Annotated in this window: 18 protein-coding genes and 1 pseudogene; 5 read left to right on the top strand and 14 right to left on the bottom strand. The window is 70.5% G+C overall.

The genetic code is table 11. The features are described from left to right. Positions 1 to 32 precede the first annotated feature (32 nt). From LJ657_RS37610 to LJ657_RS37600, 3 genes are all read right to left on the bottom strand, one after another. Entirely contained in the window at positions 33 to 1,367 is a 1,335-nt protein-coding gene (locus LJ657_RS37610; RefSeq protein WP_232653632.1) for a wax ester/triacylglycerol synthase family O-acyltransferase, read from the bottom strand. Between the two features lie 144 nt (positions 1,368 to 1,511). Next, complete coding sequence (locus LJ657_RS37605) at positions 1,512 to 3,842, bottom strand: GH92 family glycosyl hydrolase (protein ID WP_232653630.1); 2,331 nt, start codon at positions 3,840 to 3,842, stop codon at positions 1,512 to 1,514. A gap of 19 nt (positions 3,843 to 3,861) precedes the next feature. Then, positions 3,862 to 6,483, bottom strand: a complete 2,622-nt coding sequence (locus LJ657_RS37600; protein ID WP_269787393.1) for a PA14 domain-containing protein — start codon at positions 6,481 to 6,483, stop codon at positions 3,862 to 3,864. 193 nt (positions 6,484 to 6,676) lie between these two features. Here LJ657_RS37600 and LJ657_RS37595 point away from each other — a divergent pair, with 193 nt between their 5' ends. Beyond that, the gene (locus LJ657_RS37595) at positions 6,677 to 7,063 is read left to right on the top strand and encodes a cupin domain-containing protein (RefSeq protein WP_232653612.1); all 387 of its coding nucleotides are present in this window, start codon (positions 6,677 to 6,679) and stop codon (positions 7,061 to 7,063) included. A gap of 12 nt (positions 7,064 to 7,075) precedes the next feature. Here LJ657_RS37595 and glgC read toward each other — a convergent pair whose 3' ends face one another. The 3 genes from glgC to LJ657_RS37580 form a co-directional block, all read right to left on the bottom strand. Next, positions 7,076 to 8,296, bottom strand: a complete 1,221-nt coding sequence (glgC, locus tag LJ657_RS37590) for a glucose-1-phosphate adenylyltransferase (protein WP_232653609.1) — start codon at positions 8,294 to 8,296, stop codon at positions 7,076 to 7,078. 81 nt (positions 8,297 to 8,377) lie between these two features. Further along, positions 8,378 to 9,529 (bottom strand): glycogen synthase, encoded by a 1,152-nt coding sequence (glgA, locus tag LJ657_RS37585; RefSeq protein WP_232653607.1) that lies wholly within the window; start codon positions 9,527 to 9,529, stop codon positions 8,378 to 8,380. Between the two features lie 38 nt (positions 9,530 to 9,567). Further along, the gene (locus tag LJ657_RS37580; RefSeq protein ID WP_232653923.1) at positions 9,568 to 10,251 is read right to left on the bottom strand and encodes a (2Fe-2S)-binding protein; all 684 of its coding nucleotides are present in this window, start codon (positions 10,249 to 10,251) and stop codon (positions 9,568 to 9,570) included. Positions 10,252 to 10,533: 282 nt separating this feature from the next. On the opposite strand from LJ657_RS37580, the gene LJ657_RS37575 reads away from it, so the two are divergent. Then, positions 10,534 to 11,664 (top strand): DMT family transporter, encoded by a 1,131-nt coding sequence (locus tag LJ657_RS37575; protein ID WP_232653605.1) that lies wholly within the window; start codon positions 10,534 to 10,536, stop codon positions 11,662 to 11,664. Here LJ657_RS37575 and LJ657_RS37570 read toward each other — a convergent pair. Continuing rightward, the gene (locus LJ657_RS37570) at positions 11,654 to 12,790 is read right to left on the bottom strand and encodes a transglycosylase family protein (protein WP_232653603.1); all 1,137 of its coding nucleotides are present in this window, start codon (positions 12,788 to 12,790) and stop codon (positions 11,654 to 11,656) included. The genes LJ657_RS37575 and LJ657_RS37570 overlap by 11 nt on opposite strands. 278 nt (positions 12,791 to 13,068) lie before the next feature. Here LJ657_RS37570 and gnd point away from each other — a divergent pair, with 278 nt between their 5' ends. Next, positions 13,069 to 14,508, top strand: coding sequence for an NADP-dependent phosphogluconate dehydrogenase (gene gnd / locus LJ657_RS37565; protein WP_232653600.1), 1,440 nt, complete (start codon positions 13,069 to 13,071; stop codon positions 14,506 to 14,508). A 565-nt stretch (positions 14,509 to 15,073) separates the two neighbouring features. Here gnd and LJ657_RS37560 read toward each other — a convergent pair. From LJ657_RS37560 to LJ657_RS37540, 5 genes are all read right to left on the bottom strand, one after another. Further along, on the bottom strand, positions 15,074 to 15,712 hold the full coding sequence (locus tag LJ657_RS37560) for an aspartate/glutamate racemase family protein (protein WP_232653597.1): 639 nt from the start codon (positions 15,710 to 15,712) through the stop codon (positions 15,074 to 15,076). 59 nt (positions 15,713 to 15,771) lie between these two features. Beyond that, positions 15,772 to 16,125 carry a GNAT family N-acetyltransferase gene (locus LJ657_RS37555; RefSeq protein ID WP_232653595.1) on the bottom strand — a complete coding sequence of 118 codons (354 nt, stop codon included), beginning with the start codon at positions 16,123 to 16,125 and terminating at the stop codon, positions 15,772 to 15,774. Between the two features lie 45 nt (positions 16,126 to 16,170). After that, a complete protein-coding gene (gene panD / locus LJ657_RS37550; protein WP_115910693.1) occupies positions 16,171 to 16,590 on the bottom strand; it encodes an aspartate 1-decarboxylase in 420 nt (139 codons plus the stop codon). A 730-nt stretch (positions 16,591 to 17,320) separates the two neighbouring features. Then, a complete protein-coding gene (locus LJ657_RS37545) occupies positions 17,321 to 17,650 on the bottom strand; it encodes a DUF3040 domain-containing protein (RefSeq protein WP_232653592.1) in 330 nt (109 codons plus the stop codon). A gap of 82 nt (positions 17,651 to 17,732) precedes the next feature. Next, positions 17,733 to 18,185, bottom strand: coding sequence for an SPW repeat protein (locus LJ657_RS37540; RefSeq protein ID WP_232653590.1), 453 nt, complete (start codon positions 18,183 to 18,185; stop codon positions 17,733 to 17,735). A gap of 456 nt (positions 18,186 to 18,641) precedes the next feature. Here LJ657_RS37540 and LJ657_RS37535 point away from each other — a divergent pair, with 456 nt between their 5' ends. Continuing rightward, a complete protein-coding gene (locus tag LJ657_RS37535) occupies positions 18,642 to 20,309 on the top strand; it encodes a chloride channel protein (protein ID WP_232653587.1) in 1,668 nt (555 codons plus the stop codon). Positions 20,310 to 20,355: 46 nt separating this feature from the next. Here the strand turns inward: LJ657_RS37535 and LJ657_RS37530 are convergent, their stop codons facing one another. Continuing rightward, on the bottom strand, positions 20,356 to 21,138 hold the full coding sequence (locus LJ657_RS37530; RefSeq protein ID WP_232653583.1) for a uracil-DNA glycosylase: 783 nt from the start codon (positions 21,136 to 21,138) through the stop codon (positions 20,356 to 20,358). Positions 21,139 to 21,295: 157 nt separating this feature from the next. Here LJ657_RS37530 and LJ657_RS37525 point away from each other — a divergent pair, with 157 nt between their 5' ends. Beyond that, positions 21,296 to 21,658 carry a DUF488 domain-containing protein gene (locus LJ657_RS37525; protein WP_232653580.1) on the top strand — a complete coding sequence of 121 codons (363 nt, stop codon included), beginning with the start codon at positions 21,296 to 21,298 and terminating at the stop codon, positions 21,656 to 21,658. Between the two features lie 202 nt (positions 21,659 to 21,860). On the opposite strand, the pseudogene LJ657_RS49410 reads toward LJ657_RS37525, so the two are convergent. Continuing rightward, positions 21,861 to 21,958 (bottom strand): annotated as a pseudogene (locus tag LJ657_RS49410) (IS5 family transposase); the annotation flags it as partial.

Below are 21,958 nucleotides of genomic sequence, written 5' to 3'. Positions count from 1 at the left end.
AGCGCCGGGCCCGTCCTCCAAAATCCGGGTGGTCAGGAGCCGCAGGCGGTGATGAGTGTCCCGACCTCCTCGGTGAGGGCGGCGGCCAGTCGGTCCAGGTCCGGGACGGCCTCGGCGTCGGCGACGAGGCCGTAGTGGACGTGTCCGCGGTAGGTCGAGACGGCCACCGCCAGGGACTGGCCGCGGGCCAGCGGGGCGAACGGGAAGACCTGGGTGACCGGGTTGCCGCCGAGCTTCAGTCCGAGGCTGGGCAGCGGCACGCTGGTGACCAGGATGTCGAACCAGAGCCGGGCGGCCTGGCTGACCAGCGGTCCGCCCAGCCGGTGACCGAGTGCAGGCACGTGGTCGGCGAGCAGGGCGACGGCGCCCGCGCCCCGGTTGGGGCCGGCGTCCTTGTTGCGGTCCATGGCCGAGCGGACCGTGTCGAGGCGGCCGAGCGGGTCGGGGTCGTCGACGGGAAGCCGTATCACGTAACCGGAGAGCCGGTTGCCCTGTGGGCTGGCGCTCCGCGGGCGGCGCTTGGAGACGGGGATCAGGGCGCGCGGCCGGACCCCGTCGCTGCCGTCGCCGCGCTCGTCGAGCCAGCGGCGCAGGGCGCCCGCCACCACGGCGATCAGGACGTCGTTGACCGTGCCGCCCTGGGCCTTGCGGATGCGGTGCACGTCGTCGAGATCGAGGACCACGCCGGCGGTGCGGCGGGTGCCGGTGGCCTCGGCGGTGAACGCCGTCGAGGAGCGCACCCCCAGGCTGGACACGGCCAGCGAGGCGCCGATGTCGAGGGCGCGCCCCACGTCGGACAGGGTGCCTTTGACCAGCCCGGGCAGCTTGCGCACGTCGGGGAGCAGGCCGCGCCTGGGCTCCTCGGGGCGGGGCTTGCGCTCCGGCATGTCCATCGGGTCCAGGATGGCGGCAGCGAGGGTCAGCGCACGCAGACCGTCGGCCAGGGCGTGGTGGAACTTGAACAGCACCGCGAAGGACAGACCGTCCTCCCCCGGCAGCACATGCGCCTCCCACGGCGGCCGGCCACGCTCCAGCGACCGCTCCATGAGCCGTCCGGCCGCGGCGTGGAAGTCCGCGGTCGGAGCGTGCAGCCGTACGTGATGGAGGGGATCGAATCCCGGGTCCGGCTCGCGGGTGGCGCTGCCGAAGGACAACGGCCGCAGCGCGGACGGCTGCCATATGTCCCGGATGCGCATCCGCAGTCCGGGGACGGCCGCGGCCCGCGCGGCGAGCAGGTCGGCGGCGTGGGCGCCCGCGGTGGGCGAGTGCGCCGCGAAGATCCCCAGCGCGCCGAGGTGCATGGGGTGTTCGGCGGACTCGATGTTCCAGAACGCAAGGTCGAGAGGAGCGAGCAGGTCAGAAGTCAATGGCTTGCCTCGCGTCGACGAAGGGTGAGCCAGCAGTCAACCCCCCCTTGGCGATTACGGTCAAGTACGATCAAGCTACGCACAGTTAACAGCAGATTAAGTCCCGCCTCTCTGTGAGAGGCGGGACTCAAGAGACACCTGAGGTCACTTCAGTGCAGGTGGCGCCGCCTGCGCCGATGTTCCCCACTCAGACGGGCGCGAGCCGACCGTGAAGGCGAGCGAGCGCAGGGAGCGCAGGGAACCGGTCGTCAGGTAGGTCCGCTCGTAGGCCATCCCGTCCGTCCGGGCCGACTGGATGTAGCGCTCGGCGGCGGAAGTGCCGGGCGCGGTGATCGTCAGAGCGCCGCGCGGGTAGTGGCGGCGGTCCAGCGTCAGGTCGACCCGGTCGAAGACGGGCGTGGACAGCCCCCAGGTGTCGTAACCGGGCTGCACCGGGAAGATGCCGATCGAGGACAGCACGTTCCAGGCGGACATCGTGCCGAGGTCGTCGTTGCCGGTCATGCCGGTCGGCGCGTCCGTGAAGAGGGTCAGAGCCGCGTGCACGACGTCGGTCGTCTTCCACGGCTCGCCCGTCGACAGGTAGGTGTAGGGGGCGATGAGGTCGGGCTCGTTCTGCGGGTTGTACTTGTCGGCGTTGTAGTAGTCGTACGGGCCGTTGACCCACACCTCGCGGGCCGTCTTCGCCGGGTCGGCCAGCAGCCGGTCGTAGGCGAAGAACGAGTCGAGCCGGTCGTTCGCGGCCTGCTCGCCGCCGATGAGACCGACCATGCCCGGCAGGTCCTGCGGGACCAGCCACTGGTACTGCCAGGACGTGCCCTCGTGGAAGCCCTCGCTCCGCGCCGGGTCGGCCGGCCCGGTGAAGGCTCCGGAGGCGTCGCGGGCGCGGAAGAAGCCGGTCGAGGGATCGAAGACATGGCGGTAGCTCTGCGCGCGGGCGGCATACCGCTCGGCGTCGGACGGGTGCCCGAGACCGCGGGCCATCTGGGCGAGCATCGCGTCCGACAGGGCGTACTCCAGGGTCGCCGAGGCGCCGTGGTCGTAGTCCGAGTCGCCCGGCTTCACATGCGGGCGGCCTTTGATGTACGGCGCGAAGCCGTCCGCGAGGTACTCCTTGTCGGCCTCCCGGCCCACCGCCGGCGAGTCGGCGGGCGGCACCCCGTCGGCGTTCCGCTTCAGCGCCCGGTACGCCCGTTCTGCGTATCCTTCGGCCCCCTTGAGCAAGCCCTGCTGGTAGGCGTTGGTGAGGAACGGGGTGACCGGGTCGCCGGTCATGATGTTCGTCTCGACCGTGCCGTAGCCCCACTTGGGCAGCCAGCCGCTCTCCTCGGAGATCTTGACGACCGAGATCGCCATGTCCCGGGCCTCGCGGGGCGCCAGCAGGGACAGCAGCTGGGACTGGGTGCGGTAGGTGTCCCACAGGGACCAGTTCTGGTAGTACGTGAACCCTTCGGTCCGGTGGGTCTTCTGGTCCCAGCCGGTGTAACGGCCGTCGGCGTCGCTGCCGATGTTGGGCGCCAGGAACGACCGGTACAGGGACGAGTAGAAGGTCCGGCGCAGGCTGTCTCCGCCGCCTTTCACCCGCACGTCGTCGAGGCGGTCCTCCCACGCCTGCTGCGCACTGTGGCGTACGGCGTCGAAGGAACGCCCGCCCTCGGCACGCAGGTTGACCGCGGCGCCGTGCGGGTCGACGTAGGACAGGGCCGTGGTCGCCTCGACCGTGCGGTCCTTGGTGGTGTCGAAGCGGACGTACGCGCCGTCGCGCCCGCTCTTCGAGCCCGAGGTCACCGTGGAGCCGTCCCAGGTGCCGTAGGCGGTGAAGGGCCGGTCGAAGCGGGTGATCGTGTAGACGGTGTACGGCTTGGTGTCCTGGCAGAAGCCGCGGCCGGTGATGGCGGTGCGCACGGTGCGGCTGTCGAGGATCTCCACCTCGGTGGAGACGGTGGTGTGCAGCGACTGGGCCGCGTTCAGCAGGACGTTGGCCTTGTCGGTGGCCGGGAAGGTGTAACGCTGCACGCCGGTGCGCGCGGTGGCGGAGAGTTCCGCCTCGATGCCGGTCTTCAGGCCGACCCGGTAGTAACCGGGGCTCGCCTGCTCGGCGTCGTGGCTGAACTCGGCCGCGTACTTGGCGTAGTCCGTCTGTGTGACGTCACCGGTGGTCGGCAGCACCGGCAGGTCGCCGCCGAGCCCGCAGCCGACGCCCGACAGATGGACGAGGGAGAAGCCGCGGATGTGGTTCTGGGAGTAGTCGTAGCCGGTGTTGTGGCCGGTGTCCGGCGACAGCTGCACCATGCCGAAGGGCACGGCGGCGCCGGGATAGGTGTTGCCCTCGTTCTCGGTTCCGATGAACGGGTTGACGAGATCGGTGAGCCGACCGTCCTTCGGCTGGGTGGTCTGCGCGGTGGCGGGTGCCGCGAACAGGGCGGACGCTGCCAGCGCACCTGCGGTGCACAGGCGCAGGCGCCGGGTCCATCTCATGTCGGAAGGCCTCCGGGGTTCAGGGGGTCGGGCAGCCTGCGGGAGTCGCCTGGGAAGCGTCGCGGATCAGGGCCTGCTGGGCCGTGCGCACACGCTGGACGTCCGGCTTGAGCACCCTGCGGTCGTACGTCAGCAGGCCGTTCAACTCGCCCTCGACGTCCGAGATCTGGGTGTAGACCGCGCCGTTGCTCCCCTTGCAGGCCAGGGCGTGCACCTCGGCGAGCCTGGCCAGGTAGTCGTCGGTGTAGGCCGCCGGGTCGACGTCGACGTACGACTGCTGCACGGACCAGGCGTGTCCCGGCACCGCGAGGCCGAGGCCGCCGTACTCGCCGCTGACCAGGGCGCGTCGGCCGTCGGGCTGGGGCGGCAGGGCGGGGCTGGGGTAGCCGTGCTCGTCCATGACGTCGCCGGTGCCGCCGTCGGCCCCGAGGTTGAGCCCGGACATGGAGTTGACCAGCCGGGTCGGGTCCCAGGCCTTTGCCCGGTCGGCGATGCGGGTCTCGTCGTACTGGCCCCAGCCCTCGTTGAAGGTGACCCACATGACGACCGACGGGCTGCTGATGTGCTCGTCGATCATCTGCTTCAGCTCGCGCTCGTACTCGGCGCGGGCCTCGGCGCTCGGGTTCACCCCGGCGGTCATCGCGGGCATGTCCTGCCACACCAGGAGGCCGAGCCGGTCGGCCCAGTAGAACCAGCGGTCGGGCTCGACCTTGATGTGCTTGCGCACGGCGTTGAAGCCCAGCTGCCTGTGCACCTTCAGGTCGTAGGCGAGGGCGTCGTCGGTGGGTGCCGTGTAGAGGCCGTCGGGCCAGAAGCCCTGGTCGAGGGTGGCCATCATGAAGACGGGCCTGCCGTTGAGCAGTGTGCGCGGGACGCCGTTCACCTTCTTGACGGCGATGGAGCGCATCCCGAAGTAGCTGCCGACGCTGTCGGCGCCGACGGTGACCTTCAGGTCGTACAGGAACGGGTCGTCGGGCGACCACAGGTGCGGGGCATGGATCGTCAGGGTGAGCGGTTCGCCGGTGCGGCCGCGGGCCGTGGCGACCTTGCGCCGGCCGTCGTACACCTTCGCGGTGATCGGCACGCCGTCGCGAACTCCCCTGGCTTCGAGCGTCAGTTGGCTTCGCGCGACGTCGGGGGTGAGCTTGAGGGAGTCGACGTGGTCGGTCGCCACCGGCTCCAGCCACACCGTCTGCCAGATGCCCGAGGTGGGCGTGTACCAGATGCCGCTGGGGTCGAGCCGCTGCTTGCCCATCGGGGGGTTCTCGCCGGTGGCCGCGTCGGTCGGGTCGTACACGCCGACGATCAGCTCCTGCGTACGGCCCGGCTTCAGCGCATCGGTGATGTCGGCGCTGAACTTGTCGTATCCGCCCTGGTGTCGGGCCACCCCGGTGCCGTTGACGTACACCTCGGCACGCCAGTCGACGGCACCGAAGTTGAGCCGCAGCCGCTTGCCCGAGCCGATCTTCCAGTCGGCGGGGACGGTGAAGGTACGGCGGTACCACATGCGGTCCTCGTGCCGCTCCAGGCCGGAGAGCTGGGACTCCACGGGGTACGGGACGAGGATGCGCTCGGCGAGGGTCCTGCCGACCGGCGGCCGCTCCCCGGCTGCGGCGGCGGCGAACTGCCAGCGGCCGTCGAGGTTGCGCCAGGCGGGGCGGGTCAGCTGCGGGCGCGGGTATTCGGGGAGGGCGTTGTCCGGGCCCACCTGGTCGGCCCATTTCGTGCGCAGCTCGTACGTGGAATGGTTGGGGCCGCCGCTCCAGAACGCTTTGACAACGTTGCCGCCCGCGGTGGCGAGGCCGCCGTTCCCGTCGTAGCGGACGTCGGCGGTGCCGTGTGCGGTGCCGGTCTTGTTGCCGACGACGGGCTCGCCGAGGGTGACGAGGAGGGCGCGGGGGTCGTCGGGATCCGGCTCGGCGCTGTCCAGTGGCCACTTGGCTCCGCCGATCACCGCTTCGAGATGGTCGGTCAGGCCGGCCAGGGGTGCGGCGAGGCGCTGGGCGAAGTCGAGCTTGAGGGTGCGACCGGTGCCGGTGACCGTGGTCGCGATGGCGCCGTCGTAGTCGAATCCGTCGGGGAGGCGGAACGCCGACGGGGGGACGGCCTCCTTGCTGCCGCCGGGCTCGGTCCAGCGCAGGTGGAGGTTGGAGCCGCCGTAGTGCTCGAAGTACTCGACCTTGATGTCGTAGGCCCTGCCCGCGGTCAACTCGACCGGCTCACCGGCCTGTTCGCGGTCCCAGTCGTCGACCCAGTGGTCGATGACGGTCTTCCCGTCGATCCACAGCCGGAAGCCGTTGTCGCCGATGATCGAGAAGGTGTGGGGGCCGGTCTTCTCCGGGACGATCCTGCCGGTCCAGCGGACGCTCACGTCGTCCGACTGTCCGGTGGTGAAGGCGAGGCGCGGTTCGAGGTTGTCGAAGTCGAGGTTCGGGTCTAAGCCGGTGGCCTTGAGCTGGTCGAAGTCGAAGGCGCCGGGGGCGGACTGGGTGTAGTACTCGCCCTTCAGCCCGTGGATCTCCACGGGGGCGTCGGCGGCGGTGGCGGTCGGGGCGGCGGCGAGGCCGGCCGTGCCGAGCAGTGCGGCGAGCAGGAACGCGAGTCTGTCTCTGAGGTGTCGGAAGTGCACGGAACCTCCCATAACAACGTTGTCATGGACAGCAGTTGGCATGCCAACACGGATTCCGGGTTCCGTCCAGGGACATGACAAGCCGAGCCCGGGGTGGGAACCGGCGAGTGGCCCCCTCGCCATCACCGGCGAAGAATGGAGAGCGTCACGCCTGTGTCGCGCCAGCCGGCTGCGACGGCACCCTCAGCAGAAAGGGGCGAGGGAGATGTCGAAGGTATCCAGGGAGACGGCCTCCCAGGGCGGCGACTTCGGAATCGTTCTCGACCGGTCCGAGGAGTTGGACGACTACACGGTGGACTTCGTCACGTTCCGCGAGAATGTCGATCACACGCCGCTGCTCAAGGGGTTGCCCGATGACCGGTGCCAGTGCCCGCACTGGGGCTATGTGTTCAAGGGGCAGCTGACCTTCCACTACGCGGACCGCGACGAGGTCTACGACGAGGGCGACGCGTACTACGCACCGCCCGGGCACGTCCCCGTGCGCACCGCGCCGGGCACCGAGGCCCTGCAGTTCAGCCCGACCCGGGAGGTGCGACCCACCAGCGAGGCCATCATGAAGAACTTCCAGGCGATGCGGGAGGCCTCGGGCTGACCGGCCCGTCGGCTACGGAACCACCTGCCCCTTCCCCAGCGCGATCACTCCGCCCTTGGAGACGGTGTACAGCTCCGCGTCCCGCTCCGGGTTGACGCCGATCGTCGCGCCGGGCGGTACCTCGACGTTCTTGTCCAGCACCGCCCCGCGCACGACCGCGCCCCGGCCTATGTGGACGTTGTCGTGCAGCACCGAGCCCTGGACCACGGCGCCCGGGTCGACCCTGACGCCCGGCGACAGGATGGACCGCGTGACCTGGCCGCGGATCAGGCAGCCCGCGCTGATGATCGACTCGCTGGCCATGCCGCCCGCGTTGAAACGGGCCGGAGAGAGCTGGTACGAGTGGGTGTAGACGGGCCACTGCCGGTTGTACAGGTTGAAGGCCGGGCGCTCGGCGATCAGGTCCATGTGGGCGTCGTAGTACGCGTCCAGGGTGCCGACGTCGCGCCAGTAGCCGCGGTCGCGGTTGGTCTCGCCGGGCACGTGGTTGGCGCTGAAGTCGTACAGGTGGGCCTCGCCGCGGTCGGTGAGCTGAGGCAGGATCGAGCCGCCCATGTCGTGCACGGAGTTCTCGTCCTCCGCGTCCCGCTGCAGCGACTCGATGAGGGCCTTGGTGGTGAAGATGTAGTTGCCCATCGAGGCGAAGACCGTCTCCGGGTCGTCCGCGAGGCCCGGCGGGTCGGCGGGCTTCTCCAGGAAGCTCTCGACCGTCAGGCCGTCCGATCCCGGGGTGATCACACCGAACTGCGAGGACTCGGCGCGCGGGACACGGATACCCGCGACCGTGACGCCCGCGCCGCTCTCGATGTGCTGGGCGAGCATCTGCCGCGGGTCCATGCGGTAAACGTGGTCGGCGCCGAACACCACGACGTACTCGGGCGCCTCGTCGTGCACGAGGTTCAGCGACTGCAGCAGGGCGTCGGCGCTGCCCAGGTACCAGCGCGGGCCGAGCCGCTGCTGGGCCGGGACCGGGGTGACGTAGTTGCCGAGCAGGCTGGACATCCGCCAGGTGGTGGTGATGTGCCGGTCCAGCGAGTGCGACTTGTACTGCGTGAGGACGCAGATGCGCAGGATGTCGCCGTTGACGAGGTTGGACAGGACGAAGTCGACAAGGCGGTACGTACCGCCGAAGGTGACCGCTGGTTTCGCGCGGTCCGCAGTCAGGGGCATCAGGCGTTTGCCTTCTCCGCCCGCCAGTACGATCCCGAGCACCGAAGGTCCGCCACGACGCATGGCCGCTCCCCTCACCGTGGTTGATCCATGCCTGCCCCTGCCCAGGGCGGAGTAAGCCTGTTCGAGGAAGTCCCCTTCGTTCTATTCCTGCTTGAGGATCTCCTCGTAAAGCCGGACCGTACGGCGGGCGACGGCATCCCAGCCGAACTCCCCCACCGCGCGCTCGCGCCCCGCCTCACCCATCCGCCGAGCCGCCTCCGGGTCGCCGGTCACCTGGTCCAGCGCCCGCGCGAGGCCGGCCTCGAAGCCGTCGTCCACGTCGACGAGCAGGCCCGTGCTGCCGTCGTCCACGACCTCGGGAATGCCGCCGACCCGGGAGGCGACGACGGGTGTCCCGCAGGCCATCGCCTCAAGGTTGACGATTCCAAGGGGTTCGTACACCGACGGGCAGACGAACGCCGTGGCATGCGTGAGGAGTTGGATCACCTCGGGACGCGGCAGCATCTGCGGGATCCAGTGCACGTGCCGGCGCACGCGGCTGAGCTCCTGGTAGAGATCGCGGAACTCCCGGTCGATCTCCGGGGTGTCGGGCGCCCCCGCGCACAGCACGACCTGCACACCCGGGTCGATGTCCCGCACCGCGCGCAGCAGGTGGGGCACACCCTTCTGGCGGGTGATGCGGCCGACGAACAGGATGTACGGGCGTTCGGTGTCGAGGCCGATGCGGTCGAGCACGTCAGTGCCGTGGTCGGGCCGGTAGAGCGTGGTGTCGATGCCGTTGTGCACGACCTGGACCTTGGCCGCATCCAGCGTCGGATAACAGGCGAGGATGTCCTCACGCATGGCGCCGGAGACCGCGATCACGGCATCGGCGCTCTCGATCGCGGTGCGCTCGGCCCAGCTCGAGAGGGCGTATCCGCCGCCGAGTTGCTCGGCCTTCCAGGGGCGCAGCGGCTCCAGCGAGTGCGCGGTCATCACGTGCGGTATGCCGTACAGCAGCTTGCCGAAGTGGCCGGCGAGATTGGCGTACCAGGTGTGGGAGTGCACCAGTTCGCGGCCTTCGAGGCCGGCGGCCATCGCGAGGTCCACGGAGAAGGTGCGCAGGGCGTCGTTGGCGGTGTCGAGGGCGGCCCAGGAGCGGTGGCGTACGACGCCCACTCCGCGGCCCTCGCCCCAGCAGTGCACTTCGAGGTCGACCAGGGGGTTCAACTCCCGGGCCAGGAACTCGACATGGACGCCCGCTCCGCCGTACACATCCGGGGGGTACTCCCGGGTCAGCAGTCCGACTCGCACCCGCAACCCCCATGTCCTGTCGACCGGTTCCCTCATGGTCACCCAGATGCGCCGCGCGGGGAAGAGCGCGGGGGTCGTGTGAAGCAACAGTCACCGCACACTCCCCCGCCGGGCACCCGGTAGTAGAGGCAGCAGCTGCGGCGCCGGAAGGCGGTGCCGGTGAGGGTGCCGGTATTCGACAGGAGGGGGTGGGCGAGGAGTTCGGCGGTGAGGATGCGGGTGCGGACGGCGGCCTCGGCACGGCCGTGCAGGCCCGCCCAGTGGTCCAGTTGCCGGGCGGCTCCTGCCAGCGCGGAGGCCGCGTTGCCCCACAGCAGGCCGGGGGCGATCCGGTGGTGCGCCCGCAGGGCCGTCGCCAGCGGGGCGAGGTGGCCGTGCAGGACGACGTCCGCGAGCGTCGCGGGGTCGGCGGGCAGGGGGCGGACCTCGGACAGCCACAGGTCGTCGGGAGCGGAGGCGTCGGGGTTCCAGTGCAGCAGCCCGGGGTCCAGGTCGGGCACGCGGCCGTACACCGCGGCGCAGCCGAGCGTCACCGCCCAGAGCCGGGCCGCCAGCCCCTGCTGGGCGACCGAGACCGCGATCCGCATCTCGGGAACGCGGAGAATATTCGCAACCTTTTCGACCCGAAAAGTAATAGCATTTCCGTATACATCGGAAGACCGGTTCTCGTACGCGTGGGCGAGCGTCGGCAGTGGCGTGTGCGGCGCTCCGCCCGTCCGCAGTACGGAAAAGCCGCCGAGCGGTACGAGGGCGGCGAGATCCTGATCGAGGTCCACGAAGAGCAGTAGTACCAAGGTCCCCAGGGGTTGCCACCCAGGGGTGTCCACCCGGAGTCGCCCACCCTGGGGAGGACGGCGCCCGATTCGTACTCCATCGGCAGTAGGACCCATTGCCTGCTCTGGGACGACGACGGGAACAGATCGACAAGGCATCGTGTTGCCCATGAAGGCCGACCGTTCGTCGCGCAGGGTTCAGCGCCCCCGCCACACGCAGAGGAGCAGCTCATGAGTGCCCTCGCGTTGTCCGTTCTCCTTTCGCTCGTCTCTGCCGTCGCCTACGCGGGCGGGGCGATCGTGCAGGAGTACGTGGCGGTATCCTCGCCCGTTCAGGAGTACGCGCCGCTGCGCCGGCCGACCTGGTGGGCCGCGGTGGCGCTGAACGGCCTCGGCGGACTGCTGCACGTGGTGGCGCTGGCGTACGGCCCGCTGAGCCTGGTGCAGCCGCTGGGTGCGCTGACGATCGTGTTCGCGCTGCCGATGGCGGCGCTGTTCGTGGGCCGCAAGGCCGGTGCGACCGCATGGCGGGGCGCGATCATGGCGACGGTGGGCCTCGCCGGCCTGCTGGCCCTGGTCGGCTCCTCGGACGCGCAGTCGCTGGACACGGCCCAGCGGATCGCCGTGGCCGTGGTCTCCGGCGGCGTGGTCGTGTCCCTGATGATCGCGGGCCGGGCCGCCCACCGGCACCCGGCGGTGCGCAGCATGCTGCTCGCGACCGCTTCCGGCATCGCGTTCGGCATGTCCTCGGTGTTCACGAAGACCGTCGCGGTCGACTGGACCGGCGGCGGCTCCGCGGCCGACATCCCCGCCCTGGCCGTGATCGCCCTCTTCGCGACGGCCGGCATGCTGCTGTCCCAGGCCTCCTACCGGGGCGCCGGACTCGCGGCGCCGCTGGCCACCCTGACCGTCGTGAACCCGGTGGTGGCGGCCGCCGTCGGCATCACGATGTTCGGCGAGACCTTCCGGTACGGCAGCACGGGCACCGCGCTGGCACTGAGCTGCGGCGTGGTCGCGGCCGGCGGTCTGATCCTGCTGACCACCGAGCGCATCGCCCGCACCACCGCCGAGCCCGCGCCGGAGCCGGCCGCCCCCGTCACCGAGCCGGTGCCCGTCACGGAATCCATCGAGGAATCCGTCGGGGAACTGCTCGCCGCCATCCCCGAGCAGCCGGTGGCCGCACTCCGCGAGGAGATCCTGGTCCCCGCCCAGGTCGGCCCCACCGTCCTGGCGGTGGCCTACGACGAGGACGACGAGCTGCCCCCGGACCCGGCCCGCTACCGCTTCTACGGCCCCTTCTACGGCGGCTCGTACATCCCGTCGCCGGACACCGACCGGCACCGCGTACGCGTCAAATCCTGACACCACCGGCCCTGAGATAGGCGACAGGGTCGATGTCGGAACCGAAACCGGGCCCCGTCCGCACCTCGAAGTGCAGATGCGGGCCCGTCGCGTTGCCCGTCGCCCCGGACCGGCCTATGCGCTGCCCGCCGCCCACAGCCTGCCCCTCCTTCACGGAGATCGCCGAGAGGTGGCCGTACTGGCTGTAGCGGCCGTCGGCGTGCCGGATCACCACCTGGTAGCCGTAGGCGCCGCCCCAGCCGGCGGAGACGACCCGGCCCGCTGCGACCGCCTTCACGGTGGTGCCGGTGGGGACGGGGAAGTCGACACCGGTGTGGTAGCCCTTCGACCAGGAGGAGCCGGCCTCGCGGTACGGCGTGCCGATCGGCCCGCTCACCGGAGCGACCAGGGAGTGGCTGGTCGTGGCCTTCTCCTCGGTGGCCGAAGACACCTTCTCCGTCGAGGACTTGGATTCGGTGTGGTGCGTGGCGGGAGCCTTCGCCCGCAGGTTCAGCCGCTGTCCCGGGAAGATCAGGTCGGGGTCGGGGTCGGCGCCGACGGTCTTCCGGTTCGCGGAGTACAGCCGCCGCCAGCCGCCCCGGACGTGCTCGGTCTCGGCGATCCGGGAGAGGGAGTCGCCGCGGACCACGGTGTACATCTCGGCCCTGCCGGCCCGGGACTGGGGCGTGGACTGCGGCTTCACGTCCTCGACGGAGGTCTTCACGGGGGTCTTCCCGGTGGTGGCCGGGTGGACGTCCGGAGCGCCGCCGCCCCGGGCCAGACCGGCCTTCTCCGAACACACCGGCCAGGCATGCGGCCCCTGGCCCTCCAAAACCCTCTCGGCCACGGCGATCTGCTGGTCCTTGGTGGCCAGATCGGCGCGCCGCGCGTACTTCGCACCGCCGTAGGACTCCCAGGTGGACTGGGTGAACTGCAGACCGCCGTAGAAGCCGTTGCCGGTGTTGATGTTCCAGTTGTTCGTCGACTCGCAGGCGGCGACCTTGTTCCAGGTGGACACGTCGGCCGCGTGGGCGGTGCCGGTGCCGATCAGCGGGATCGCCATGCCGGCGCCGCCGACCGTGACGGTGAGTGAGGCGCGGTTGATCCTGTTCGGCTGATACCGGCGGTGCCGGCCGCGTACGGCCATGGAGATCCCCCTCGACATATGCCAGAAGGGCCAAAAATAAGCGCCCCGAACAGGCCATGACAAGACGGCAATCAGCCGCCCTGTCCCTCGAACAACCAGTGATTCACACCAGTTGCAGAACGGCTGAGGCGGGTGGGGCGTGCCGTGCGTATCTGCCTGCGGAACATCGGGGACCCCGGACATGCGCCCGGTGTACCGGCAAGTCAGGATGGTCGGTGGGGCGATACTGACGTGCACGACCGGCACCACCGATACCGGATCCTTTAGGAGCCAACCGAATGAGCAACTCAGCCCAGATCGGCGTCACGGGACTCGCGGTCATGGGCCGCAATCTCGCCCGTAACTTCGCGCGCAACGGCTACACGGTCGCCTTGCACAACCGCACAGTGGCGCGTACGAACGCCCTGGTCGAGGAGTTCGGGCACGAGGGCGACTTCATCGCGGCGGAGACCGCCAAGGAGTTCGTGGCGGCGCTGGAGCGGCCGCGGCGCCTGGTCATCATGGTCAAGGCCGGCGACCCCACGGACGCGGTCATTCAGGAGTTCGCCCCGCTCCTGGAGCCCGGCGACATGATCATCGACGGCGGCAACGCGCACTTCGCGGACACCCGCCGCCGGGAGCGTGAACTGCGCGAGCAGGGCATCCACTTCGTCGGCATGGGCGTCTCGGGCGGCGAGGAGGGCGCGCTCAACGGGCCGAGCATCATGCCGGGCGGCCCCAAGGAGTCGTACGACTCGCTCGGCCCGATGCTGGAGAAGATCTCAGCGAAGGCGAAGGACGGCGCGCCGTGTGTGACGCACGTGGGTCCCGACGGCGCCGGGCACTTCGTGAAGATGGTCCACAACGGCATCGAGTACGCCGACATGCAGCTGATCGGCGAGGCGTACCAGCTGCTGCGTGATGTGGCCGGATACTCCCCCGCGCAGATCGCCGAGATCTTCCGGACCTGGAACACGGGCCGCCTCGACTCCTACCTGATCGAGATCACCGCCGAGGTGCTGTCCCATGTGGACGCGACGACGGGCCAGCCGTTCGTGGACGTGGTGGTGGACCAGGCCGAGCAGAAGGGCACCGGCCGCTGGACCGTCCAGATCGCCCTGGACCTCGGCGTTCCGGTGTCGGGCATCGCGGAGGCGGTGTTCGCCCGCTCGCTGTCGGGTCACGCGGCGCTGCGCGAGGCCTCGCGCGGGCTGGCCGGTCCGAAGGCCTCCCCGCTGTCCGAGTCCGAGGCCGCGGCCTTCGCCGACCGGGTGGAGCAGGCCCTGTACGCCTCGAAGATCGTGTCGTACACGCAGGGCTTCCACGAGATCGCGGCCGCCCGTGAGGAGTACGACTGGGACATCGACCTGGGGGCGGTCTCCGCGATCTGGCGCGGCGGCTGCATCATCCGCGCGGCCTTCCTGGACCGCATCCGCTCCGCGTACGACACCCGGGCCGACCTGCCGAGCCTGCTGTCCGACGAGACGTTCGCCCAGGAGATCGCGGACGCCCAGGACGACTGGCGCGAGGTCATCGTGGCCGCCACCCGCCAGGGCGTCCCGACCCCCGGCTTCGCCGCGGCCCTCGCCTACTACGACGCCCTGCGCGCGGAGCGGCTGCCGGCCGCGCTGACGCAGGGACAGCGTGACTTCTTCGGCGCGCACACATACCGGCGCACGGACCGCGACGGCTCGTTCCACACGCTGTGGGGCGGGGACCGGTCGGAGGTCGACGCGTAGCGGGCAGTAGCGGGTAGGTCTACGAGGCGGCGGGCGGCCCGAGTGGCCGTCCGCCGTCTTTGTCCGCCCCGCCCGCCCATCGCCGGAGTCGAGAAGTGCAGGCGGAGGTGTCCGAGGCGGTGAAGCCGCTTCAGCCGTACGCCGATGAGCGGTTCACGTCAGCGGGGGCCCCGGCTCCGGGTTCGGCACCGGTTCCGGCCCCGGCGGGATCGGCGACGGGGACGGTTCCGGAGTCGGGCGGGGGCCCGGTGTCGGGTCCGGCGGTGCGGGCGGGGTGGGCTCCGGGCCGGGCGGTGCGGGTGGCGTGGGTTCCGGGCCGGGCGGTGCGGGTGGCGTGGGCTCCGGGCCGGGCGGTGGTTGGGGGTTGGGGACCGGCGAGGGGTAAGGGTCCGGCGGCTGGGGGCCCGGGCCGGGTGGGGGACCCGGCGGTACGGGGTCGGGGTGCGGGCTGGTCATGGTGTCCTCCGGCCAGTCGGTCGACGTCGGCTCTGGACTACTCCCCCGCGTACCCGACAGCCGCCTGCGCACTCACCCGCCCGTAGGACGACACGCCGTCCAGGTGGGCCTACCGCCCGCGCACCGCCTCCGCGCCCGCCGCGAGACCGGGACGCGGGCTGGAGAACACCGGGACCGCCGTGGTCGTCAGCTGTTGGGCCGGGGCCATGGACCCCTGGGCGAGGACGATCGCGTCGGCGTCGGTGACCGCGTCGGCCGCGGCCGCCACGAGACGTGCGCAGCCCTCGCCGTCACCCGCCGCGAAGCGGTCCCAGGCCCCCTCGACGAGCCCGGTGCGCACCTCGACGGAGGGACCGGCGCGACGGGCCTCCTCCTCGATCAGGGACACCGTCGGCCCGAACGTGCTCTCCACGCTGGCGAGCACGACGATCCGCGAACCGGCGGCCACCGCGGCGGCTGCCATCGGACGGTCGCTGCGCAGCACCGGCACACCCGTCCCGGCGGCGGCCGCCTCCGCGACACCGCCGATGGTCGAGCAGGTGCACAGGACGGCCCGCGCGCCCTCGTCGACCGCCTTGTCCAGCGCGGCCCGCACCTCGTCCGCCACCGCCTCGGGCCCCTCGCGGCGGGCCCGGGCCAGCAGCTCCTCGTCGACGAAGTGCCGCAGTTCCAGGCCTGGGTGGTACTCGTCGCGCAGTACGTCGAAGACGGGGACGTGTGCGGGCGATGTGTGCAGGAGGGCGAGCATCGCGGGTGGGGGTGCCTTTCTCCCAGGGTCGTCATGGGTCACGGAACTGCCGGGCGGCCTCAGAACCGTCCCGGGTGCGCCACCAGCCACTCCTTGGCCGCCCGCAACAGCTCGGGGTCGGCGGCCGGCGCCTCCTCGGGGTGACGCGCGGCCCACTTGGTGACGTAGGGGCACAAGGGCGCGACGACGACTCCCTCGCGCTCGGCGATGACGTACAGCTCCCGGGCCAGCGCGCCCGCGATGCCCTTCCCCTCGTGGGCCGGCTCCACGATCGTGTGGACCGGGACCAGGGCGCGCCCGGGAGATTCAAGGACGAAGTACTCGATGTGGCCGACGACTTCACCGTCCGTACCGTCGCCGATCGCCTCCAGGCGGCCCGCCGCCCGGTCGTCGCGGATCTCGATGTCGCTCATGGGCACGCTCCTGGTCCGGAGTCCGAAGGTCGGGGAGGTCGGCGATCAGGCCGGTACGGCCTGCGGGCTGCGCTCCTGGTCCGAGCCCGGTACCGGCTCGGACGGGTCTGCGCCCAGGGCCACGATGCGGTTGTCGCGGTCCACATGCACGACGCGGGGTTCGAGCGCCCGCGCCTCGGCGTCGGTCACCTGAGCGTAGCTGATGATGATCACCAGGTCGCCGGGGTGGACGAGATGGGCGGCGGCCCCGTTGATACCGATGACGCCGGAGCCGCGCTCGCCCTCGATGACGTACGTCTCCAGCCGCGCACCGTTGGTGATGTCGACGATGTGCACGAGCTCGCCGGGCAGCAGGTCGGCGGCGTCGAGGAGGTCGGCGTCGATCGTCACCGATCCCACGTAGTGCAGGTCGGCCTGGGTGACGGTGGCGCGGTGGATCTTGGACTTGAACATGGTACGCAACATCGGGGCACTCCCACGAGTAGGCTCCCTGCCTGCGTTTTTGCAGGTCAAGGGCTGTTCCCACACCCTACAACGAGTCGCATGTTCGGGCAGCTCTCCCCAGGTTTTTCAGGACTCACACTGACCGAATGCTGACTTTCCTGACGGTGTATCAGGTGCCGGGAAAGGCACTCGGGGTCGCCTTCACGCCCCGGGGTGCCCCTCACGAACGGCCGCGATCAGCGTACGCAACGGCTCCCGAAGACTCTCGTGACGCTCACCACAGCAGGACTCGACCACCCGACCATCAGGTCGAACAACATCGGGCATCCGATCCGGCGGCGCGCAACATAGCCGCACACCGCCGGTTAGCCAAACGGGCTTTCCTCTGATCATTGTTTCGCCCTCGCAGTGACGCTTGGCGGTGGCACGCGACGGGGGCCACCCACCCGCAAGAAACCAATGTCGAGCCGAAGTCCCAATTGACCTTCCGGCCGATGGCAAGGAGCAAGCCGATCTTGAAGCCACCCAGCACTGCCGACGAAGTCTCCCTCCGATCCATTCCGTCGGCCGATCGCCGCCGAGTGGATCCTGTCCTCATTGACACGTCCGAGGTTGCAAGGCGGCTCAGCATGTCCACCAGCTGGGTCTACAAAGAGGCGTCGAAGCTTGGGCTGAAGGGTTACAAGCTGGGCCGTGGCAGGAATGCCAAGATTCTCTACAAGAAGACCGACGTCCTCAAGTGGGGCCGAGGTCAGCGGTCCGTGCGGCGGCTGCGGAGAGGCCATCGGCAGAATCCGCCCAGCTTCGGCAGTGGCGAGACGCAGGCCATCGCCATCGCCGTGACGAAGACGGCCGGACTGCGAACGGCGATGCCCACAACGAGGAGCAGTGCGGTGAGACACAGAAACGCCGCGGTGGTCCGCGGAACCGTGTGGCAGCGCCTGAGCATGCGCGGGAGGAGGGTGCGCATGGGTGCGACCTTGCCCAACGAGCTCAGCATCCGTGCGAGTTGAGGATCCTGCTCGGTCAGGTGCTGCTCGATGTCGGCGAGGATGCGCTGGTCATGCTGGGAGAGGCTCATGCGAACCTCGCAGAGGCGATTCGCGTGCCGGGGGCGCGGCGGGACCCTGGTGACGCAAAGCCTGCGCCGCGCCGATGGGGCACTACTTCGTGGCGGTGGGGCGACCGGCCGTCCTCATCATGGCCATGGCGGCCAGTCCGAGGGCGCACGCAACGCCCCCGATCCAGCAGTTGTTCCAGATGACCCCCGCCGGGGCGCCGTGTCCGGCGGTCACCACCCACGGCGAGATGATCAGCCACACACCCATGGCGGCGACGGTCCAGCTCAGCCGGAGCAGCTTCTCGCCCGCCAGCGTCATGCCCAGGCCGATCACGGCGATGGTGATGCCGACGATGAGGTTGTTCACGGTGATGTCGGGCAGCGCGTGGAAGTGCACCACCCACGGCGAGATCGCCGTGTACAGCCCGGTCAGCAGGATCAGCCCGTCGAGGGCGACGGCCTGACGGGCGCCCGCCATGCGGGCATAGCGTTCCCGCATCTCGGCCACGTCGGGGTGGCCGGCGATGTCGGGCCGAGCGTGGGAGAGGTCAGACATGACTCGCTTCCTCTCAATCCCCTGAAACTCCCCTATCGGTTCACGCGGTCCCATGTCCGGCGCTGACGGCCGGGTCACGATGACCTGAGGGACCGGGCGCGCGGCGGTGGCGACGCCGGTCATCGGGGTGATGTCTGCGGGTGCCCGTTCCACGGGCGGGCCTCTTCCCGTGCGGCTCCGACCACCCCTCCGGAGCCGCCTCTTCCATCGCACTATTGCATTGGGCAATGATGCAGGCGCAGGAAGCAGCGTCGAGGCTGCGGGGCGGCATGGTCGATGCCGTGATGTCGCTGGAGTTCTCCTGCGCCCGCCCGCGAGTGACGCCGGCAGGGGGGTCGGTACAGGGCCTGGCCTCGCGGCAAGTCGGCTGCGCGTGGGCCCACCGGGCCCGCAACTCTACGCAAGCGCAAGTCTTGCCTTATGCAATACTTGCGCCCATGCGGAGCACCGTGACCCGTGTGCCGCGGCTTCCTGCTCGGCACCGCCCCCGTCTTCCCCGTCCCCGTCACCGGCCTGCACCTCACCACGGGCACGGAGGCACTCGCCGTGGTCACCGGACTGACCGGCGGGGCCCTCGCGGTCGCCGCGACCTGGCTGGTCTACCGGGCCGAGGACGGCTTCGCGAAGCTGCCCTTCCACTGGATGTGGTGGCCCGCGATCGGCGGCGTGGTCATCGGCCTCGGCGGCCTCGTCGAACCCCGTGCGCTGGGCGTCGGCTACGACGTCATCGACCAGCTGCTCACCCGCCGCACCACCCTGTCGCTGATCATCGGGATACTCGTCGTCAAGACCCTGATCTGGTCTCTGTCACTCGGCTCGGGCACCTCCGGGGGCGTCCTCGCTCCCGTGTTCATGGTCGGTGGGGCGCTCGGCGCCCGGGAAGTCATGCTGTTCCCTGACGTCGTGCCCGGTTTCTGGGCCATGTGCGGGCTCGCCGCGGTGGTCGGTGGCGTCATGCGCTCCCCTCTGACCGGCGTGGTGTTCGCCCTCGAACTCACCCACGCCTGGGGCGCGTTGCTGCCCCTGCTGGTCTCCTCCACCGCCGCCTACGCCCTGTCCGCCCTGGTTCTGAAGCGTTCCGTGCTCACCGAGAAGATCGCTCGCCGCGGCCTGCACCTGACCCGCGAGTACTCCACCGATCCCCTGGAGACCTTCTTCGCCCGCGAGGTCATGCGCCCCGCCCCGATGGTGCTCTCGAAGGACGACCTGGTCGACGAGAGCCTCCTGGTCCGGCTGGGCTCCCTCCCGACGGGACGGCATGAGCCCCTCCACCCGGTCGTCGGCGACGAGGGGTGGGTGGGCGTCGTCTCCGACCGCGACCTGAGAGAGCATGTCGCCGCAACGCGGGAAAAACTCGCAGTGGGCGAGATAGCCCGCCCGGCTCCGGCACCCGTGTGCCCTCACGACACGCTTCGTCAGGTGGCCTACCTGTTCGCGGAGCACGCCGAGACCAGTGCGCCGGTCCTGGACGAGGACTGCTGTGTGGTGGGGATCATCACCCTGCCGGACCTGCTCCACGCCCGACTGCACGATCTGACCGAGGAACACCACCGTCAGCGCATCCTGCTCACACCAGGCCCGGAGCCCAGAGTGCCCGTGTGCAGGGAGCAGGCCGACCGTGCGGCCTCACCCGACCGAACAGGCGGGGCCGACGCCCGCCGGCTCTGGCGGCTTCACCCGTTACACGAGCCCATCCCTGTCAGTGCCGAGGAGACACGCATGTCATCTCGTTCCCTTCGCTCCATCGCCGCCGACCTGCGCGACGCCCTGCACACCGCCGACCCACGGCTTCTGGAGGCGCTGCTCCACCCCCAGGTGCTGTGGGTCAGTGCCGGCCCCGGCGAGCCCCCACGCCAGGGCCGGACCGGCGTGCTCCGTTGGTACCAGGAGCGTCATGACCAAGGCGTGCGTGTGCACGCTGAGGAGATCTTCACCTTCCCCACCGTGATCGTTCTGGCCCTGCGCATCACCGCTCCCGGCATCGCCGGCACCGCGGACGAGCAGCCTGCTTTGTACTACCGAGTCTTTCACCTGTGCCACGACCAGGTCATCCGCATCCGCGACTACACCGAACGCGCCCATGCCCTCGCCGCCGCTCACGGGTCGGTGCCCCCGAGCCTGTGACGCGCGTCGCCGGTCCCCACGCAGGAGAGCTGGTCAAGGACTCCCATCAGGCGGGAGGGCGGCAGACCGCCACGCCGGCGATGTCCGCACCGCGGTGCAGCACGTCGCGGAGCATCGCTGGGGTCAGTGTGCGGGTGGACACGTTGCGCTGGCTCGGGTGGTAGCCGCCGATCAGGTGCAACACCCGTTCACTTCGGGCATCGGTGAGCTGCGCGCGTGCGCCGTGCCCGAAAGCTGGGCGTGGGCGGGACACCCGCCACCCGGTGGCGGTGAGTGCCGGCAGCAGCGCCTGCCAGGCGAAGCCGCCGAGCACCACGATCGCGCGCAGGGTCGGGCGCAGGAGTTCCAGCTCCCGGGCGAGCCAGGGGCGGCAGGTGTCGCGTTCGGCTGTGGTGGGGCGGTTGTCAGGCGGTGCGCAATGCACCGGCACCGTGATCCGCACGCCGTACAGCTTCATCCCGTCGTCGCGGTGCGCGGCCACTGGCCGGGAGGCCAGGCCGAGGTCGTACAGGGCGGCGTAGAGCACGTCGCCGGACGGGTCACCGGTGAAGATGCGTCCGGTGCGATTGCCGCCGTGCGCGGCCGGAGCCAGTCCGATGATCGCCAGTGGTGCGTCCGGCGGGCCGAAGCCGGGCACCGGGCGGGCCCAGTACTCCCAGTCCCGGAAGGCCCTGCGCTTGACGCGTGCGGCCTCCTCACGCCAGGCCACCAACCGTGGGCAGGCCCGGCAGGTGGCCACGGCCTCGTCCAGTTCACGCACGCAACCCAGGCGGGGGGCCGTCACCGAGGGAAAGTCGTGGGCCTGCGGTGTCGTACGGCTGCCGCGCATGCTCGGCCTCCTCCTCTCACCGGCCGGCTCGCCCGGGCGAGTCCCGCCGAAGGCGATCGCCGATAAAATGAGCGGGTCGGAAGGGCCCCGCGCGGGCGCACCTGGCGCCCACCATCTCGGAGGGCCGGGTCGGCCGATCGATCTGAAGGGTGCCGTCATGGCCAAGCAGATCACCTACCACCGAGTGTACGAAGAGACCTCGCCCACGGACGGCAAGCGGATACTTGTCGACCGCGTCTGGCCACGCGGCATGCGTAAGGAGGACGCACACCTGGACGAGTGGCTGCGTGATGTCGCCCCCTCGACCGAACTGCGCCGCTGGTACGGCCACGAGCCGAGCCGCTTCACCGAGTTCCGTCGCCGCTACCTGTCCGAACTGAAGGATGCCGGACACCGGCAGGCCGCCGAGCATCTGCAAGACCTCGCCGCCCACGACGGGCTCACGCTCCTGACCGCCACCAAGGACGTGGATCACAGCCAGGCCGCCGTACTCGCCGAGTGGCTTGCGAAGAAGCCGTGACGAAGCCGCGAGAGACTGTCAGGGCGGCCGAACCGCGGGTTTGAACCCGCGAATTTCGCCCGGGGCCCGGCGGCCCGCAAACCGCTCCCGGGGCGACGCGCCCTCGCGGGGGACCACGCGTACCTGGTCGCCATCCACAGCGGCACGCAGGCAGCTGAGGTCGAGTTCCGGGCCCCTCTAGGGCCTGTTGCGAAAGTGCTGGTCACAGCCACTCGTTAATGGCTGCGACCAGCACGGTCGCTTCGAAGCGGACGGCGAGTTTGTCGTAACGAGTGGCGACGGCCCGGTGGCGCTTGAGAC

This window comes from Streptomyces guryensis, assembly GCF_021261325.1.
In the GTDB taxonomy this organism is placed as follows: domain Bacteria; phylum Actinomycetota; class Actinomycetes; order Streptomycetales; family Streptomycetaceae; genus Streptomyces; species Streptomyces guryensis.
The sequence above is the reverse complement of the archived record's forward strand: the minus strand, read 5'-3'. Positions and strand labels throughout refer to the sequence as shown.

Bases quoted from the DNA above. Each gene is read 5' to 3' on its own strand.
- LJ657_RS37605 (WP_232653630.1), bottom strand. From the start codon at position 3,842: ATGAGATGGACCCGGCGCCTGCGCCTGTGCACCGCAGGTGCGCTGGCA.
- LJ657_RS37600 (WP_269787393.1), bottom strand. From the start codon at position 6,483: ATGGGAGGTTCCGTGCACTTCCGACACCTCAGAGACAGACTCGCGTTC.
- LJ657_RS37595 (WP_232653612.1), top strand. From the start codon at position 6,677: ATGTCGAAGGTATCCAGGGAGACGGCCTCCCAGGGCGGCGACTTCGGA.
- glgC (WP_232653609.1), bottom strand. From the start codon at position 8,296: ATGCGTCGTGGCGGACCTTCGGTGCTCGGGATCGTACTGGCGGGCGGA.
- LJ657_RS37575 (WP_232653605.1), top strand. From the start codon at position 10,534: ATGAGTGCCCTCGCGTTGTCCGTTCTCCTTTCGCTCGTCTCTGCCGTC.
- LJ657_RS37570 (WP_232653603.1), bottom strand. From the start codon at position 12,790: ATGGCCGTACGCGGCCGGCACCGCCGGTATCAGCCGAACAGGATCAAC.
- gnd (WP_232653600.1), top strand. From the start codon at position 13,069: ATGAGCAACTCAGCCCAGATCGGCGTCACGGGACTCGCGGTCATGGGC.
- LJ657_RS37560 (WP_232653597.1), bottom strand. From the start codon at position 15,712: ATGCTCGCCCTCCTGCACACATCGCCCGCACACGTCCCCGTCTTCGAC.
- LJ657_RS37555 (WP_232653595.1), bottom strand. From the start codon at position 16,125: ATGAGCGACATCGAGATCCGCGACGACCGGGCGGCGGGCCGCCTGGAG.
- panD (WP_115910693.1), bottom strand. From the start codon at position 16,590: ATGTTGCGTACCATGTTCAAGTCCAAGATCCACCGCGCCACCGTCACC.
- LJ657_RS37545 (WP_232653592.1), bottom strand. From the start codon at position 17,650: ATGAGCCTCTCCCAGCATGACCAGCGCATCCTCGCCGACATCGAGCAG.
- LJ657_RS37540 (WP_232653590.1), bottom strand. From the start codon at position 18,185: ATGTCTGACCTCTCCCACGCTCGGCCCGACATCGCCGGCCACCCCGAC.
- LJ657_RS37530 (WP_232653583.1), bottom strand. From the start codon at position 21,138: ATGCGCGGCAGCCGTACGACACCGCAGGCCCACGACTTTCCCTCGGTG.
- LJ657_RS37525 (WP_232653580.1), top strand. From the start codon at position 21,296: ATGGCCAAGCAGATCACCTACCACCGAGTGTACGAAGAGACCTCGCCC.